This is a genomic window from Vreelandella zhaodongensis (assembly GCF_013415115.1).
GTDB classification, from domain to species: Bacteria; Pseudomonadota; Gammaproteobacteria; order Pseudomonadales; family Halomonadaceae; genus Vreelandella; species Vreelandella zhaodongensis.
This window is the reverse complement of the sequence record NZ_JACCDD010000002.1, coordinates 260350-277742: the sequence shown is the minus strand read 5'-3', so window position 1 is coordinate 277742 and position 17393 is coordinate 260350. Positions and strand designations below refer to the sequence as shown.

Below are 17393 nucleotides of genomic sequence, written 5' to 3'. Positions count from 1 at the left end.
GCATCTCTGTCTCAGAAGCTGTTCGCATTTTCTCTAACGCTAGGTGACCGCCTAGCGTTATTGCGTTGTTTGAATCAGCTCTGAATAGATAGACTCATTGAGCCAGCCAGTATCACCGCGATCAATTCAGCCTGCCGCCGGGTGTCGGTTTTTTGGAACAGGTTGCGCAGATGAAAGGCCACCGTTGTCGCGGAAACGCCCAACAGCTCGGCAATATCTTCCTTGCGTTGCCCCTCGGCCAAGTGCGTGGCGATAGTCGCTTCGGTCGGGGTAAAACCGAATAGCTCGGCAAGTAGTGGCTCCGGTAGTTGAACGCGCTGATTCGGGTCGATCAGCATGACGGCCACGGCGGGGCTATCAGCGTTGGGCGCGCCATTGGCGAGCGAGCAGATAAATAGCATGAGGTCGCTGTGCCCGCCTAGGCGGGAAAGGCGTAGGCAGTCAGTGCTTTCAGCGCTAAGACGGTTAGCAACTAAGTTTCTTCGCACCGCTTGATGTAACTGTTGGCTGGACGTGTCGCTGATGCCTTCCAAGCTAGGAACTCCGTTTAACGGTGGTTTATCCAGGTTGAGCCTCAAGGCCGCACGGTTGATCAGCAGTGGCTGGCCGCGGTTATCCAGCAGTACTACACCGGCGGCCATCAGGTCTAGCGCGCTTTTGGCCGCAGCAAAGGCGTGCTCGCTGATCTCACTACGTAGATGATGGATGCCTTGGCGCAGATGGTCGAGCTCTCGCGTGCTTTTATCGCGCATGCGGCTTACTTGGCGCAGGCGCGCTTCTAGCGTGGCCAGCAGTAAGTCGTAGTCAATCGGTTTAACCAGATAATCGTCGGCACCTAGACGTTTGCCTTCGATAATGTCAAAGCGGTCTGACAGCGCGGTCAGAAAAATAAACGGTGTATCCGCAAGCTCTGGAAATCCATTTCGCACCTGCTCCAGCAGGGCATAGCCGTTCAGGCGTGGCATGGTGATATCGCACAGAATCACATCGGGCATCGCCTTCAAATGCGCCAGCGCTTCCTCGCCGTCGCTAGCTTCCACCACGCGGTAGCCCGCCTCGCGCAGCTCGTCGCATAAATCGCGGCGTAGCTCTTCGTGATCTTCAGCGCATAGCACTAACGGCGCGCGTTCATTCAGCATATTGATTCCTTATTGCACCACGTATCTGACTGTGTCTGTGCTTGGGGCAGGGTGAGCTGGAAGGTGGTTGCTTCAGGGGTTGAGCTGAGCAATACCAGCTCACCCTGCTGAATGCGGGCCAGTGTGCGGGCAATGTTGAGCCCTAGCCCAAGCCCCTGCTGGTCGGCGCCGTTGGCACCGCGGTAGAAGCGTTCGAAAATATGCGGCTGCTCGGCGCTTGGTATGGCGTCCCCCTGGTTACTGACGCGACAGTAAGCCCAGTGAGCATCGTGTGATAGCTCGATATTGATAGGGTGTCCTGAGCGTGAATATTTGCGAGCGTTGGTCAGCAGATTATCAATAATGTGCTCGGTTAGCGCTTTGTCGCAGCTTACCTGCAGCGTTTTGAGTGCTGGTGGAAGCACCACATTAATTGGTAGTCGATCATTGTCCGATGTCTCCTGGTGCAGGTGGCAGGCCTTTCTGGCTAGTTGAATCAGGTCGTGTGGCTGCTGATAACTGCGTACCTGGCCCGCATCGAGCTGTGCGGTCAACAGCGAGGCATCAACCAGCTCAGTCATATGAGTGGCGGTATCGCGCAGGCGCTGATAGCGGGCTTTGCGCTCTTCTGTTGTATAGCCCGTGGGGTGGCGCATCAAGCGCTGTAGGCCGGAATCAATCACTGCCAGTGAGGTGCGGAACTGGTGGGACACCATGGCGGCAAAGCTACGGTAGAAATCACTGACGCCACGCTCTCGCTCAAGTGCATTTTCCAGGGCAATGGCCGCTTTTTTATAGGGTGTAATATCAGCAAGGCGCATGACGTGCCCACCGGACGGCGTTCGGCGCAACGTCAATTGTCGCCACTCGCCGCCAGCAAGTTCGATATCGCATTGTGAGCTGGCTTGGTGAAGGGGGAGTGTTGCAGACGTGCTAACGCAGGTTTGGCAGAGCCTCGTCACCACATCGGGCAAGGGGGTGCTGGGGGAGAAGATGCGTTCTGTCTCGGGGAGTAGCTGTGCTAAACGCGAGTTGATTAACTGTAACTGCCCGTTGGCGCTAAAGGCCGCAAAGCCATCGGGCGCTGTGTTAATCGAATCTGCCAGCCTGCGCCGCTGCTCTTCTAAGTCCTGGGTACGTGCGCTGACAACGTCTTCCAGGTGATCAAGGTGCTGGGTAAGCGCTTCCTGTGCTTGGCGGCGTTTGCTCAGCGCCCATAGCAATAACAGTGCTAATAGCAGGCCGGTAACCAGGATGCCTACGGCCGAGTAAATTACCTGCATCAGGCTATCGCGGTAGTCGTCCAGGCGCTGGCCGGTAGACTCCCATTCCGCCATCATGACCGCGTTGGCCATGCGGTTTAATGTGGTAAGCAGCGGCTGAATGTTGCGGTACATGTCGTCCGAGGTGAGCTCGTCCAGCAAGAACAGCGGTAGCAGACTGTCGATCTGCGCTAATTGCTCCAGGGTATCATCGAGCAGCGGTTCAAACCCTAGAGCGCGAATATAGCGACGCTGTGGGCCTTGATCCATCAGGGTTAGGCGGCTGTAGAGCACATCCAGGCGTTGCTCTGGCTGGGCGTCAGGGTCATTCATTGCATGGCGGTGCACCGCTTCCTGTAGACGATGACTGGCTAGCTGCGCTTGGGCGATGACCCACAGCATGTTTTCATCCACATGACTGCGCATCGTTTTCTCGACCTCGCCAAGGCGCATTAAAGAAAAGAATAGCAGGATGACAAACAAACCAATTGCCACCAGCGGCAACCAGTAAACCCGCGCCCGGGAAGGGAGGCGGATCATTCCACGGTCAACCCGTTGAGCTGCCACACCCAGCGGTAGTCGTAACGAATATCTTGCAACTCTGTGTGGTCGCTGCGGGGATAAATAATCCACAGCGGCCCTTTATCACGGGGTGTCAGCGCTTCGCCATCCATATGGGTCGCCACCAGCACATCGTATTGATAAAAGTCGTCCAGCGGGATTTCAACGATGTAGTCATTCAACGCGGTGGCAACGACCTGCTCCCCGTCTGCACCTACCCACTCCAGCAAGTCACGCAGTAAAAAGCCTTCAAAGTGATTAACCCCATCGGTCACCGAGGTTTCAGTGGCCAGGGTGTGGGTTGTCAGAGCATCAAGCATTAGCGCATCAAACTGTGCGCTGTCACCAAGGTTCGTGTGACGGATGTTGCCCTCAATGACCAGGATGACGCGTTCTGAAGGCATGGGCAATGGGCGTTCACCCGAAGAGAGGGGGGGATCCGCAAGCAGTTGAGTAGAAAGCACAACGGTGGCCAGCAAGCCTGACAAAAGGTGAACTAATGGCATGTCATTGTTCGCTATTGCGTAATTGATAATGCGTGGTTGGCATTACTGAAGAAGCATTACACCCGTCATTATGACTCTAGCAAAGTGTTTAGGTTTGTAAAATAGCGTTAGTGCTTGTGCCCTATCCAAACGAAGGGGGCGGTAGTTAAGGAGAGTGCTAGCTTTAATAAAAAATGTAACGGGCTGGTCAGTCTTATGTGGGTAACTTCATCGACAGTGCGTTCGGCGAACAGCCTGAAAAATGCTCAAGCTAACGTTGAACGTTGTTTGTTTTTGCTGGTGTTGCTGGCCGTGATATGGCCTGCAAGGGCTTCAGCTTATCCACAGATGGTTTTTGTGCAGGCGCCCAATGATACCCCCGAGCAGGCACAGCCTTTTCGCGGCGAAGCTCGGCTGGTAGGCGAGGTGTATGGCGATAATCGTGACCTGTTTCGTTGGTCGCTGGACGATGCTGAGACGGATCGTCTCTGGCATTTAGAGCTTCAGGGCGATGGTGAGAGTGAACTGGATGCGGAGCTTTTCTGGCCCGGGGAGAAGGGGGGTAGCACCTCTGGCGTCGCGACCTTTGGTGCCGACCCAGTCACCGAGGTCAGCGAAGATAAATCTCTGCTGACGTTGTCTGCCGCGCCGCGCAACGATCGTGTGGTTAGCGAGTCGCTGATTGTGCCAGCCGGTGAGCATCTCATTCGCTTTTTGCCGAAAGAGGCTGGGGGCGCATACCGTTTGACCTTAACGTCTGGTGACCGGATTAATATCCGCGGCACTGTGGGGCCAGACGACGCTGATGACATCGCCGTCGAGCCGGGGCGGCAGTGGTATTTCCAGCTCAATGTCGCCGACGTTACTATCCCTCTGATCCCAGAGGGCGACTCGCACCAGCTATGGCGAGTGGCGCTATTCGGTGAACTGGGTGCTGCCGTCGAAGCATGGATTACGGATGCTGATGGCGAGATGATTGCCGAGGCTGTGGAAGGGTCACCGCTACAACAGCAGTGGGGACGGCTTGATCTGCCTGAAGGTAGCCAGCTGCACGTGCGTCATACGGAAGGTAGCGCCATTGGTCGCCTGGGGGCCAGTATTAACGTAGATGGAATGCGCCGGGAGGAACTCGCCGCTGAAGGCGTGGCAGAAAAGGATGAGAAAGAGGAGGAGACTCCATTCGCGGGCTCCCCCGAGACTCGTCACTGGGTTGGTGAAGGAGAGGTGGTTTCGCTGACGATGGCTCGCAATGAGCGTCGTTACCTCGCCTTCACGGCAGCAGCGAATCAGGCGCTGACGCTTGGTGTTAGCGCTGAGGACATTGATGCCCAACTTGAGGTTTGCCTGAGTGCGGTCGGCAGTCGCGATGACATCTGTCGCACAGGACTAAGCGAAACATTGTTTTCCCAGATGACCCTTCCGGATGGTGATTACGGGTTGGCGCTGCGCCACCGCAGCCGTGAGCCAGCGACCTATACATTGAGCCTGGACAGTGACAAGCCAGTACCGGAGGGCTGGGTCTCTCGCCCCAATGATGCCCGTGAGTGGGCGCTTCCCCTGACGGCGGGTTCATCCATCCACGGGCACTTCGACGGTAGCCAAGAGGCCTGGTTTGCACTGCAGGTTACCGGTGAGACGCAACAGTGGGCCATTTCCACCGAGGGTGAGTTACCGCTGGAACGGCTTACTCTCTATCAAGATGGTGAAAATTCAGCCTTTCTGGACAATCGCAGGCCGCGTCGGGGTAATCAGAATCTCTGGCTGGAGCATGTGCGGCTGCTGCCTGGTCGCTATCTTATCCGACTTGTGGGAGAAGACACCGACTATCGACTCCTCGCCTCACCGACGGGCAAGCCTCAGCCTGGTTTCGAGCAGGAACCTAATGATGATGACCGCGATGCTAACCCGCTGTGGCTGGGCGAGCCAGTGCAGGGCACCTTTCATTCTTCGAGCGATCATGACCGCTTTCATTTCCATCTGCCGGGACATAATCGCGTGGTGTTCGAGCTAGACCCACCCGAGGGCAGTGCGATCGAGATGCAGTTGGAGTGGCAGGGCGAGCGTCGTTTCAGGCTCTCAGGCAATGAGGGCGAACGTGTCCGTATTGACCCTGTATTGCCGCCGGGTGACTACATCATGCTGCTGCAGGGCGAGGAGGCTTCCCGATCTCGCTATAAGGCGCAAGTTTCCATCACTGACCCCTGGACCCACGAGGGTATGCCCATGCCCGCCGAGCGCCCTGAAGAGGCGCCGATGCTGTCGGAAGATGCGGTTATCAGCCGTGATATGGGGGGCGTCAGCAGTAGCGGTGGTTTCCTGCGTTTGCCAGTGACTAAAGAGGATAGAGACGTTTATCTGGAAGGCCGGGTTCGTTCTCTGGGTGGTGCCTATACTGGCCTCGCGTTTCGCACCAATGCAGGTGACGTATTGGAAGTGGCTGATGCAGAAGGTCGTGGTCGTCATGTGGTTACGATACCGGGCAGCGAGGCGGTCACTCTGGAAGTCTCTTTCGGCAGAGCCTCACGATCCGTGACGATTTCGGATCCTGCCTATCCACTACCAGAAACACCCTCACTGGAAGGAAGTCTGGAAACAGCCGTTCAGCGCCTGCCACCTTTTGCATCGACGTGGCAGCGTCTGGGTTCGCGGCTGATATTGAGGAATCCTGGCGAGGAACAACAGACGCTGACGCTGGACTCCCATGTCAGCCATGACGGTGCTACGGTTTCTGGGTTGCCTGAAGAGATCGAGTTAGCGCCGGGGGAGTTGCGTGAGTTGCCGCTTACCTGGACGCTGCCGCCGAACATGTTAGTCAGCTCGCCACTGTCGCTGTTCGTGAGAGCCGGTGAGCAGGTACTTCGCCAGGACCTGGCGCTGGACCCTCAGGCAGCCCCTGTCGCTCCCTTCATCAAGCCTGATGTACCCGAACCATTGCAGGGGCTTGCCAATCTGGCCTGGGGGGCGCTCGGTGCCACCTTCGTTGATCCTGATAGTGGAGAGCCGATCGACGACCTGTCGCAACGCCGGCATGGTTACTCCCACTTCCTGCTCGACGGCATGGCTGGATCGGGCAGTTCGATCCAGGTGGCAAGCGATATAGGGGACGCGCTGCCGCCAATTCGCTTGGCTGGCGAGGGCGGCCGAGTGCTGGGTATCGCTTTCAACCAGCGTTCGACTCACGATCACGGTGACCGGTGGCGCGAGGTGGAGGTAGCGTTGGGGAGTCGTCATGGCACCCTTGAGGTAGTTGAAACCGTGGAATTAGGTTCCGGTGACGGCGAACAATTTTTCGAGCTTGAGACGCCCCATGATGCACGCTATATCCAGCTGCGCCCTTTGAGTGTCTGGGGCGATGAGGGAAGTCGCCGCCGTGCTCATGGTAGCGGGCTGTTGCGGGTGCTCGGTGAACCGGAGGGTGAGCTGGCCCAGCGCCGCCATGATTTGCTCGACCATGAGCTTGGCGGGCATTGGGTCTATACACGTCCGGATATCTCCTCGCTCTATGGATTCCAAGGGCAGCGTTACACCGCAAGAGGCATCATGGGCGAGCGTCAGGTGCGTCGTGGTCAGCGTATCCGCGGGCGCACTATCGAGATGGTCTTCGCCTTCCTGCATCAGCGCGCGGCGCGTATTGATGAACTGCAGTGGATCGAAAACCTCGATTGGGAAGGCCAACCCGTCGAACGGGTGAGGGTTTATACTGCCACTGAAAGTCCGGTGGGCCCCTGGGAAAGGCAAGCTGACTGGACGCTGGAACGGGATGCCGAGGGTGTGGCCAACCTGCCACTGCCCGACTCGCCCCGAGTACGCTACCTCAGGCTGGTTTTCGACGAGCCTGAGGAAGGCGAAGGGCGGCGCGAGAATACTTGGCGTATTCCCGAAAGGTTGAGCGCCTACGAAGCGGACAGTCTGGGCAACCGCCGCTCTGTATTGGGGCATTGGGGCATGGATCACTCCCGTGGCCCGCTAGAGGCCGAGCAGCCCCCCGTTGAGCTGTCTTTGATCGATGTTGAGGACGCCCATAGCCATGTCGATGCGCCGATAATGCTGGAGAGGCGAGTCACAGGAAGGGTCGAAGAGCCGAGAGATGCGCGCCACTATCGGATCGACCTGGAGGAAGGCGATAACACCCTGGCGTTCGCATTGCAGGAATCCCTGCGTGGCAGGTTGCAGGCGAGTCTGACGGATCATGAGGGCACGAAAGTGCCGCTCGCCTGGCAGGATGGTGAGGGCGGCCAACGTTTCGCCGAGGCGGTGGATCTTGCTCCAGGAACCTACCGGCTGGTGGTCGCTGAGCCGCCCCGCTCGGTGGCGATTCTCTGGGATGGCAGCGGCAGCGTGGCAAGTCACCAGCCTGCCATCTATCAGGCGCTCAATCGCTTTGCCGAGGTGCTGAAGCCAGGCCGGGAAGTGTTCAATATGCTTCCCCTGGGGGGGCCGCTGTTGATCGATGGCTGGGCGGAATCACCCATCCAGGTGGCCCAGACGCTAAATGCCTATAGCGGTCGCTTCTCTAGCTCCGATTCCGAACCAGCGCTGAAGCGTGCAACTCGTGCTCTGGAACACCAGGAGGGCGAGAAGGTGATTTTTCTGATCACTGATGCTGAGCAACTGGGTCGTGACATGTCGGTATGGCGTGACCTGGAACGCGTGCGTCCGCGAATTTTTACCCTCGAGATCACCCATGGTAGCCGAAGGGACACCGATGAGTACCGTTGGTACCAGGATCAGATGCTCAGCTGGGCTAATGTGGGCGGAGGCCGTTATCGCTATACCACAGGGCGCAGCGACCTTATCCGCGCCTTCGAGGAGGGGATGCGCGAACTGCGTCAGCCCACCACCTTTGCACTGGAGGTTGATCGCCGCTACCAGGAGCCACCTAAGCCGGGCAGTTTACGAGTGATCAGTGGTGATGAGCCGGTGGTGGCTGCCGGTGTCGTGCACCTGATCTTTGATGCGTCAGGTTCCATGCTACGTCAGATGGAGGGCGGACGGCGCATCGAGGTCGCTCGGCGCATTGTTCAGCAGGTGCTTGATGAGCGCATTCCTCAGAGTGTGCCAGTGGCGCTGCGTGCTTTCGGCCATACCGAGCCACACAGCTGTGCCACTGAGCTACTGGTTGCCCCTGGTGATGACAATCATGCACAGGTGTGGCGTGCCGTCGAGGGTATCCAGGCCATCAACCTGGCGCGCACCCCGCTGGCCGACTCGCTGGATGCCGTGCTCGACGACCTAACGGATTACCAGGGACAGCGGCGGCTGGTGGTCATGCTCACCGATGGCGAGGAGACCTGTGACGGCGACCTAGAGCAGTCGGTGGCCCACCTAATAGAAGAGGGCATCGATGTGCGCCTCAATATTGTTGGCTTTCATATTGATGAGATCGGCCTGCAAGCCGAGTTCGAGCGCTTCGCAGAACTAGGTGGTGGCGAGTACTTCGACAGCCATGACGGCGATGAGCTTATCGAGAGCCTGGCCAGTGCCCTGGCGGCCACCTGGCGGGTGCTGGATGCCGCCGGTGGTGAGGTCGCTAGAGGTCGTGTGGGTGACGATCCTATCGAGTTGGACGTGGGTGAGTACGAGCTAGTGGTGGAGACTCAGGCGGGGATACAGCGCCAGACTTTCGACGTCGGGCCACGCCAGTCTGTAGAGGTTCAACTGGGGGAGGAAGGACAATGATGAGGTCCAAGCTAGACGCCATGTTGACCGCTATTCGGGACACAGTGCTGCTGGCACCCATGCTCTGGCTGGGTAGTGTTGCCATGGCCGACGAAAGCAGCCCAACGGCAGAGCAGCTGAGCGTTGAACTACGTGCTACCGAGCGCCAAGTACGCCTGATTCTAGGGGATGTAATGCGCCATGGCACCTTCGATGCCCCAGCAGTACTGGGTGTCGTGGACAATGATCCCGAGAAGTTGGCTAGCTGGGTGCAGGAGCACACCACCTATGTGCCTTATCAAGGCGTGGTACGAGACGCGTTCGGTGTGCTGCAGGATCGGCTGGGCAATCATCTGGATCGTGCCATGCTGCTGGGTCGCCTGATAGAGGAGTCCGGCCGCGCGGTGCGTCTGGAAGTCATGGATGTGCAGGAGCTTTCACCGGCTGTGCAGTTACTGGATGAGCGCCCCCGCCCGCAGCCGGTATCGATAACCGCAGACACGCAGGAACTGCTTAACCATTTGAGTCCCCGCTCGAACGAATTGCAGCCGGACCGACCTGACCCTGCTGTGTGGAACCGCTTCGATCAGGATCTTCAGGCGCGGGCCATCAGTCTGATAGAACGGCTCGCTGGGGATTCTGGCTTTCCTGCCTGGGATGAGATAAGCCCCGCAGCTGAGCGGGAGGCCGACCCGCGTGTACGTGTCTGGTGGGAGAACGACCAGGGACGTTGGGTGTCCACCGACCTGAGTGAAGGCATGGTTAGCGCAGCGGCAGACTCGCCTTCGGCCGAGAGTCAGAGTCTGTCGGCCGCCAGCCGCCGTTATGCTCATCGCTACCAGCTTGAAGTCATCGCTGAACGCTGGCAAGAGGGCCGCTTCGAGCGGGTCACCTTGCTGGAGCATGATCTGGAAGCGCATGCCCTGGCCATGCAGGCCATTCGGGTCGGTGTTGTTCCAGAGCAGTTCGAAGTCGACGACTTTTACGCAGGAGACCCCGACCAAGCGCTGGCAAACGATCTTCTGGCCAATACCGCCTGGATACCCTATATCCGCTACGGGGAAGAACTGGTACTTGGGGATCTTATTGATGAACAGGGAAGTATCCGGGATCCGATGCTGCCTGCCCAGGCCAGGCAGCTGGAGGAGGCCACCAGCCTGCTTGGGGGCATCAGCGTTGGTGGGCGTGCTAAGCAGAGCGAGTCCCATAATGCTTTTATCGGCCTCTCGCTGGAGGTAACCCATCGTTATGGCGATGAGGTTCTCAATCGGCTGTCGCGCCCCTGGTTTTCCCTAGTTCCAGAGGAGGCGTCAGCCTTCGAGCTTGAGCCCGAACAGCGCCTTGAACGCGCCGTCGCCCTGGTGCGCGACTCCAATATCCTGCTGCAGGTGGCCGAACCCTCTGAGGCGTTGCTATGGCGCTATGGTCTGGGTCTCTTCTTGCGTAATAGCCATGCGCTTAAGGGCATGATTATGGCCCTGGACGATGCCGACTTCGAGACACTCGACGGTGCCATCCATGAGCTGGTAGATCTGCCGCAGACGGCAATGCAGTTCGCCAGGCACCGCTTTACGGCGTCCTTGAATCCTGAACGTTTCTATATCGGTGAGCCTAATCTCCTGATCGAACATGTAGGGCTAAAACACCTGCCGGAGGGCTTCCGGGACTACCGCGCTATCGATCTGGCCCATGTGCCTCTGCACCTTGTTCCGAGTGACGACGACGCTCGGCAGCTGCGCTTCTCGCAGGGGGTGCTGGAAACCTTGCTGGAAGCGGAGCTTTTAGCGCTACGGAACCCTTTACCCGACAGGGATAAGGTGCTCGATGGCGAGAACGCCGCCCTCCATCTGGAGACGGCCATGGCCAGTGGTGAGGTGGGGCTCTGGCTGTCGCCGGGGGAAGCGAGCCGGCTCGCAGATCTCGCGCTGCCCAGGCTTTCGCAACAGGCCATGCAGGCGCAGCTTACCCAAGGACTTCACCTCTATTTCCCACTTATCACAGTGCTAGATGAGTGGTCGGAGGACATCAATGTCCCGCTGGCTTGGTGGGTAGTGGATCCATCCAGCGGTCATGCCCTCGGTTATGGTGGCTTGGGGTGGGGGAATAAGACCGAGTACGGCCTGCTATTTCGGGCGCAGTTCCGTGTGTGGCAGTGGGCCGCAGGTGGCGGCGCGGCCAAGACCCTGAAAGGCACGGTAGCCTTGTGTACCGCTGTCGTATCCGTCTTCGTAATCTCGAAGTTCACTGACGCGATTGTCCAGCGTGCCTTAATTCAGCAGTGGGCCAAGTACTGTCTAGAGGCCGTTAGCCAACGTCGTGGGCCGCCGCGCTTGGGGCCCTAGCTGTCATGGGAGTAAGGCACATGAAACCTGGGTTGATTGCACTGTGGCTTATCGTCGTTAGCCCGCTGTCACTGGGTGCTTCGCCGGAGCTCTGGATCACCGGCGATATCCGCGGCAGCTTGCTGCCCTGCTTTCAGTGCCCTGAGACCTCGGCGCCGGGGCTGGCACGGCAGGTGGGCGTGATGCAGGCGGCGGCCGCCGATGGTATCTGGCTGGATGCTGGAGGCTTTCTCGATGGCGGCGAAGTGGATGTTCTGGGGTTACAAAAGACCCTTGCGCTGGCGGAGGAACTGGGCATGCAGGCCCTGCATCTGACTTGGCGGGATGTCAGCCCAGCCCTGGTTGATAGTCTGCCAAAGATACGTCTTCCGCTTGTCTCGGCCAGCCTCGTCGATGTCCGGGGTGAGCCGCTGGTACCACCGTCGTTGGTGGTCGAGCATGGCAACCAGCGTATCGCGGTTATCGGTATCTCAGGTGTGCCGACGGACTATCATGACCTGCCCGCCTGGCAGGCGTTTAGTGGTATGTTTCGTCTGCGCGAGGCAGGGGAAGCGCTGAGTGAGTCCCTTGAGGGATTGCCTGGTGATGTTGACCGAGTCGTCGTGCTCTACGCCGGCGATCACGGCATCCTGCGTCAACTCATCGACCAGGTAGGTGAGCGTGTCGATGCCTTTGTGATGGGCAGCAGCTTCGGCAACTTGTACAGCGCACCGCCCGAGGCGGTGATTGATGCGCGTAGCCAGCAGGGGCGCCGACTTATCCGGCTAAACCTGCCTGAGCTGACCGCTACTTACCATGACGTGACATTGAGTTCTCCGCCCAACGAAGCAGTGGTAGAGGCTCTGGAGAGAGCTGGCCTTCGCCATGCAAGGCCAGATCGTGAGGCGCGCGCCAACATGGTGTTAGCAGGGGATCCTGACCTTTCGCCGCCGTTTCGGGCTACTCTGCTGGTCGAGCAGTACAACCGTGTCATGGGGCTGAGCCTGCTGGGAATTGAAACCCGCTCCGAGTGGCAGGGGGAGACGGCGCCAGAAGGCGAGGCCTATCTGGTGCTTGACCTGCTGTTCGAGAATCGCAAACCCTTTGACCTGATTCAGCAGGATGGTGGGCAGCGTGCCCTGCGGGTTGGCAACCTGGCGCAGAACCTGGTGCTGCTGTCCGGTGACAGAACCCATGCGGCGATCAATGACTCGCTGAACGGCGCTGAGCTATTGCCCGATACCTTCATATTGCCGCAACCCGGAGAGATCCGCCGTGGTCAGGTGGTGTATCGCCTGCCAAAGGGCGTGTCGGATCCACTATCCCTGCGCTTTTACCATATTGAATATCCGGTACTGGCGCTGGCGCTACAGGAAAGAGAGCCTGACCCTGATGTGCCACCTGATATCGACTTTCAGCGGCATGACTTTCTTGAGCTCGGTGTTGCCAGTATTGAGGACGTCGAGGCGGCTCAATTGAACCAAGCAGCCGATAATCGACGCTTTGTGGCGGTGGAACTGCTCGGCAGAAGCCGACTGACGCGCACTAACCCAGCCAACCATCATGACGCCAATGCCGATCCCGACCAGACGGTCGAAACGCCTCGAGCGGTGCCCTATCTCTATGCCGATCAGCACATCCAGCTGGTCAGCTCGGATGGCTACGTCTACCTGCCGGATTGGGAACTCAGCGATCTTGAGCGTATCCCCGCGTTCCTACCTGATATGTTGACGGGGGGGCGGCTGATCTTCTCACTGCCCGAGCCAGTGGACACCTATCGGGTCGCCCTCTATTTCCCCAATTTCGGCACCATTACAGAGGGCGTTCAAGGATTTCCCGACCCGATGTTCTTCGGCGACAGCGCCAAGGACTTTGTTTACCGCGAACGTGACACCATCATCGACTTCGGCCTCAAGCAATTACGTGTTCGAGTGACCGATATTGAGCGCACCAACGAGGGGCTTGAGGTGGAGGTCGAAGTCTTTAATGAGACCGAAGGACCCGGTTTTTGGCCCATGGAAGACCGTCTGGGGGTTACCCCAGCCTCGTCAGATCAGCGTACATCAGCAACGGCGATTACCGACCCCTACGGCACGCCGCTGGCCTGGAATGCCCACCTGCCACCCGGAGAACCACGGCGCATGTGGCTGCATTTTCCGCTCGATGAAGCGGAGGGCGAAGGGGTGATCGACGTACGTGGGCTTGATGCCAACCCGTCCCAAACGATCATTTGGGATGTCAATCAAGTCATCGCTGAATGAACGGGAGTGCCGGACTATTTGTTCACACACTATAGCCATTGAGTAGTGAAAAATTAACGGTGGCCTGTTCGTTTAAACGGGGCACCACTGTCAAGCATGATTTAACGTTAGGTAACAATAATGTTTCGCTCATTTCCTGAGGTCGACTATATCGGGGGGAGTCGCATGTGTTTATCGCGTTTTATCCATAATCGGCAAAAAAACGGTGTGCAAAACAGTATTCCCAGCATGACTGAACCACGACCCATGAGGCGGTTTCTGAGCATGTTTGGGGTCAGTGCGGCAATGTCCTTCGGCCTGCTTAATGCTGGCGCGACGGCTAACGCGGATGATGTGAGCGAGCGAATGCCGCCGGGCCTTTTGTTTGAGATGGTTGATCCGACCCTTTGCAGCATGCCACCCGTGAGCATATCCGACGCTGATTTGTTAAGTGGCTTACAGGCTGCTTTGGATAGTGGTGACCCCGACATGGCGCCGACAGTATCCGGGCGTTGGGAGGGGGCCGACAGTGGCGATCTTATGGGGCAGGGCTACTTCAACCATAGTGACTCCCGTGGGCTGGTGGTGGCCAGTGAGCTGCTGCTGAGGGGTGAAGGCGACGACCTTCGCTATGTGTGTCTGGTGCTGGCGCCCCACGAAAATACTCGGTTGCTGGAGGGGGCGGCCGACGTGGTGGGTTCAGAAGCGGAGGCCATTGATGGCGATACGTTCATGTTGGTGGCGATGTTCGGGGAGCGTATTGAAGGTGAGTTCGCTCCACTGGCGGAAGTCATCACTGAGCAAGGCAGTGTGACCTTCAAGCAAGCCAGAGAGCATGAATTATCGGGGTATCTTGAAATCAGTGGCCAACTAGAACCGGTACCGGGTAGCGAAGGTGTCAGCGGTGATGTGCGTATTGAGTTGGACCTGCTGGCGCTAGAGCACGATAGCCAGATGAACCCCATCAACTGGGGATCTGATGACTTGGTGGATGCCGCCGCACCGGCGGTGGATGACGCCACCCTTCAAGAGATCAGAGCGCTGTTTTTGGAGGGTATCGATTTTGCTGCTGAGCCACTGATGCTGTCTGAGGACAGCGATATGATTCAGCACGATATTTATCGCTACGATTATCAGATATTTGCAGAGCAATCCCAGCGTGACTTATTAGATAGAGACAGGGACCAGGTCTTCTATCACCAGGATGACCACCTAGTACGTATTACCCGCCCCAGCACTAACATGCCGCTGCCCATGATCAATGAGCTGGTTTCACCAGATTTTGTGCTGGATGAAAACAGTGCAGAAGACTTTCGCGATTTGCTGATCATGCTATATGGCGAACACTTTTTCGATGCAGTGGATGCCGATCCTATCCTTCACCCCAGGCCCGACCAGTGGGCCTTTGTCAACGGTACCTTCTTTGATGATTACACCGCTTTCAATGTGTTTACCAACGATGAAGGCCGTGAGCTGGATGTGCGTTATGAACTTAGGTTTATGGCGCAGTGATCAGTGGCGCGAGATGGGCATGTTGCAAGGCTTTCAGGCCACCACATAGTCCGCTCAAACACCGTGAGTGAGAGCAAAAGTGAGGGTAGGGATATGGATGGGTGGAAACTAACGGTTGTCTTGCCCGCTGTGGCGTTGGCGCTCGCTGGATGTGGTGACAGTGCTGACAACGCAGGCATTAACGCGACGGATAACGCCGACGAACAAACCGATAGCAGCGTGGTAGCCTCCCAAGGCAGTGCCTCACCGGATAGTGAGATGCAAGAGTGGCTCGATAGCCTGGATGAAGGCGCATCGCTACTGACAATCGACGGTACTGTGACGTCAACCGGCGAATACACCACGGCAGACGACCCACGTTATGGCGGTGTCAGTGTGGATGTGTTTCGGCCAGGGCGTGGCGGCGGTTCGGCACGTGCAGGTAGCAATGCGGATGGCCCCTATTCATTGACGATTTATACGGATGCTACCCATCAGGATGAGCCTGACAATGTGGTGAGAGCCTGGGTCACTCTAACCCTTCCCGGTGATGCGAGGGCGAGCGAACGTTACGACATTTCGAGTTTTTCATCAGCCAATGACGATCAGGTTCAAGCTCACCTACGCGGCGATGGTCATGCATGGACATTTGCGCGCCAGATTGAAGGTGAACTGCATCTGGTCGAGCTTGGTGAAAGTGTTACTGCGGCATGGCGTTTTGATGCAGCGGACGGTAACCGGGAAGCTGCTGCACGTGTGGCGGTAGAGGGTGCCGTTTCTGGGTTGGCCTTCACGCCTCAGCCACAGGCTCAGTACGAGTTAACGGTCAACGGCGACAGCGAAACGCACCTAGGACGCATTGCCATCAATACCACCAATACCGGCGACATTCTATCGATAGGGAATCGGATTTCCTTGATGTTACCGAGCGGTATCACGACAGGGGAGTATACGTTGTCAGATCGTGCCAGTGATGATGCGCTGAGAGTCATCCTGTCTCAGCACGCAATTGAGCAGCTTGATGGAACACTAACACTCACGGAACGCGAGGGTATGTTTGACGCAGATATCCGGTTCGAAACCAGTGGCGAAGACAGCGTCTCGCTCAACGGACGCCTCGAAGCACTGGCGCTCAATGAGTAAGTAAACTCACTTGGTTGTTTGGGAGTAGCTCGATATGTGGGATTTTCGCCTTGGGCAGGCCATTGGTCTGATGTTCAAAACCCTGCCTTTTATTGTCTTTCGCCTGGTGGTGTATTTCGGCATCGCGTTGGCGTATGTACTGATGACCGGTGTCGGTGCTGGGGTAGGCTGGGGCGTCGGAGGCTTCGGTGACGAAGGCTTTCGTGCGGCTTCCACGTTCTGGGGCGGCGCCATCGGCTTTGGGATTGTTGGCGCGGTGATGTATGTATTGCGCGAGTACCTTTTGTATGTGGTCAAGGCGGGGCATATCGCTGTGCTGGTGGAATTAATGGAAGGGCAGACGCTGCCTGGAAACCGTGGCCAGATTCAACATGCCAGCCAAGTAGTGAAGGAGCGTTTTGGCCAGGCCAGCGCCCTGTTTGTGGTAGATCAATTAATCAAGGGCGTGCTCAGGTCACTAGTGGGGATAGTCCGAACGGTATTTAGAATTCTGCCCATTCCAGGGGCGCAGCAGTTTTTACGCCTTGTGCAGGCATTTTTACGTATTGCCGTCGGCTTTATTGATGAGGTGATTCTGGCCTACTGCATTCGTATGCGCTCGAACACGCCTTGGGAAAGCTCACGAGATGCGCTAATACTTTACGGTCAGAATCTTAAGCCGATGATGACGAATGCGGCTTGGCTGACGTTAATTATGTATTTGCTGTCGTTTGCGGTCTTTCTGGTGATGTTAGCACCGGCTGCTTTGGTGGCGTATCTGATTCCCGGTGGCTGGTCGGCAACAGGGCTGGTCGTCGCGCTGTTGTTTGCCTGGAGCGTTAAGGTGGCGATATTTGAGCCTCTGGCCGTCGTCTGCATGATGCAGGTGTATTTTAAGGTCATCGAAGGCCAAACCCCGGATCCTGAGTGGGAAGCTAAACTGGATGGGATGTCGAAAAAATTCCGCGAGTTAAAACAGAAAGTAGCTGGCGAAAAAGCCCAGCAACCAGAGGCGGTAGCGCCTTTCAGCGGCGACCAGAGCGCGGATAGCAACAGCAACCGGCCCTAACGGGTTAAATCATCGGGACCCTGCATAACAGTAACAACAAGAGGACGTCATCATGATACCGAGCAA

Annotated in this window: 9 protein-coding genes; 6 read left to right on the top strand and 3 right to left on the bottom strand. The window is 57.6% G+C overall.

Annotation, left to right across the window (positions count from 1 at the left end):
- Positions 1–74: 74 nt before the first annotated feature.
- From HZS79_RS04650 to HZS79_RS04640, 3 genes are read right to left on the bottom strand one after another with little or no spacing between them, the layout of a single operon-like run.
- A complete protein-coding gene (locus HZS79_RS04650; protein WP_179927178.1) occupies positions 75–1139 on the bottom strand; it encodes a response regulator in 1065 nt (354 codons plus the stop codon).
- Entirely contained in the window at positions 1133–2920 is a 1788-nt protein-coding gene (locus HZS79_RS04645; RefSeq protein ID WP_179927177.1) for a sensor histidine kinase, read from the bottom strand. Before HZS79_RS04645 ends, HZS79_RS04650 begins: the two co-directional genes overlap by 7 nt.
- Complete coding sequence (locus HZS79_RS04640) at positions 2917–3447, bottom strand: putative pterin-binding protein (RefSeq protein ID WP_179927176.1); 531 nt, start codon at positions 3445–3447, stop codon at positions 2917–2919. Before HZS79_RS04640 ends, HZS79_RS04645 begins: the two co-directional genes overlap by 4 nt.
- Before the next feature lie 195 nt (positions 3448–3642).
- On the opposite strand from HZS79_RS04640, the gene HZS79_RS04635 reads away from it, so the two are divergent.
- The 6 genes from HZS79_RS04635 to HZS79_RS04610 all read left to right on the top strand — a co-directional run bounded on the left by HZS79_RS04635 (position 3643) and on the right by HZS79_RS04610 (position 17327).
- Positions 3643–9105, top strand: a complete 5463-nt coding sequence (locus HZS79_RS04635) for a vWA domain-containing protein (RefSeq protein WP_179927175.1) — start codon at positions 3643–3645, stop codon at positions 9103–9105.
- Positions 9102–11426 (top strand): hypothetical protein, encoded by a 2325-nt coding sequence (locus HZS79_RS04630; RefSeq protein WP_179927174.1) that lies wholly within the window; start codon positions 9102–9104, stop codon positions 11424–11426. The genes HZS79_RS04635 and HZS79_RS04630 overlap by 4 nt, the downstream gene beginning before the upstream one ends.
- 20 nt (positions 11427–11446) lie before the next feature.
- Complete coding sequence (locus HZS79_RS04625) at positions 11447–13666, top strand: bifunctional UDP-sugar hydrolase/5'-nucleotidase (protein WP_179927173.1); 2220 nt, start codon at positions 11447–11449, stop codon at positions 13664–13666.
- 264 nt (positions 13667–13930) lie between these two features.
- A complete protein-coding gene (locus HZS79_RS04620; RefSeq protein WP_179927172.1) occupies positions 13931–15157 on the top strand; it encodes a hypothetical protein in 1227 nt (408 codons plus the stop codon).
- Positions 15158–15250: 93 nt separating this feature from the next.
- On the top strand, positions 15251–16279 hold the full coding sequence (locus HZS79_RS04615; protein WP_179927171.1) for a hypothetical protein: 1029 nt from the start codon (positions 15251–15253) through the stop codon (positions 16277–16279).
- A gap of 34 nt (positions 16280–16313) precedes the next feature.
- Positions 16314–17327, top strand: coding sequence for a hypothetical protein (locus HZS79_RS04610; RefSeq protein ID WP_179927170.1), 1014 nt, complete (start codon positions 16314–16316; stop codon positions 17325–17327).
- Positions 17328–17393 lie beyond the last annotated feature (66 nt).

Excerpts from the sequence above, each read along its gene's own strand:
- HZS79_RS04650 (WP_179927178.1), bottom strand. The coding sequence starts at position 1,139 with ATGCTGAATGAACGCGCGCCGTTAGTGCTATGCGCTGAAGATCACGAA.
- HZS79_RS04645 (WP_179927177.1), bottom strand. The coding sequence starts at position 2,920 with ATGATCCGCCTCCCTTCCCGGGCGCGGGTTTACTGGTTGCCGCTGGTG.
- HZS79_RS04640 (WP_179927176.1), bottom strand. The coding sequence starts at position 3,447 with ATGCCATTAGTTCACCTTTTGTCAGGCTTGCTGGCCACCGTTGTGCTT.
- HZS79_RS04635 (WP_179927175.1), top strand. The coding sequence starts at position 3,643 with ATGTGGGTAACTTCATCGACAGTGCGTTCGGCGAACAGCCTGAAAAAT.
- HZS79_RS04630 (WP_179927174.1), top strand. The coding sequence starts at position 9,102 with ATGATGAGGTCCAAGCTAGACGCCATGTTGACCGCTATTCGGGACACA.
- HZS79_RS04625 (WP_179927173.1), top strand. The coding sequence starts at position 11,447 with ATGAAACCTGGGTTGATTGCACTGTGGCTTATCGTCGTTAGCCCGCTG.
- HZS79_RS04620 (WP_179927172.1), top strand. The coding sequence starts at position 13,931 with ATGTTTGGGGTCAGTGCGGCAATGTCCTTCGGCCTGCTTAATGCTGGC.
- HZS79_RS04615 (WP_179927171.1), top strand. The coding sequence starts at position 15,251 with ATGGATGGGTGGAAACTAACGGTTGTCTTGCCCGCTGTGGCGTTGGCG.
- HZS79_RS04610 (WP_179927170.1), top strand. The coding sequence starts at position 16,314 with ATGTGGGATTTTCGCCTTGGGCAGGCCATTGGTCTGATGTTCAAAACC.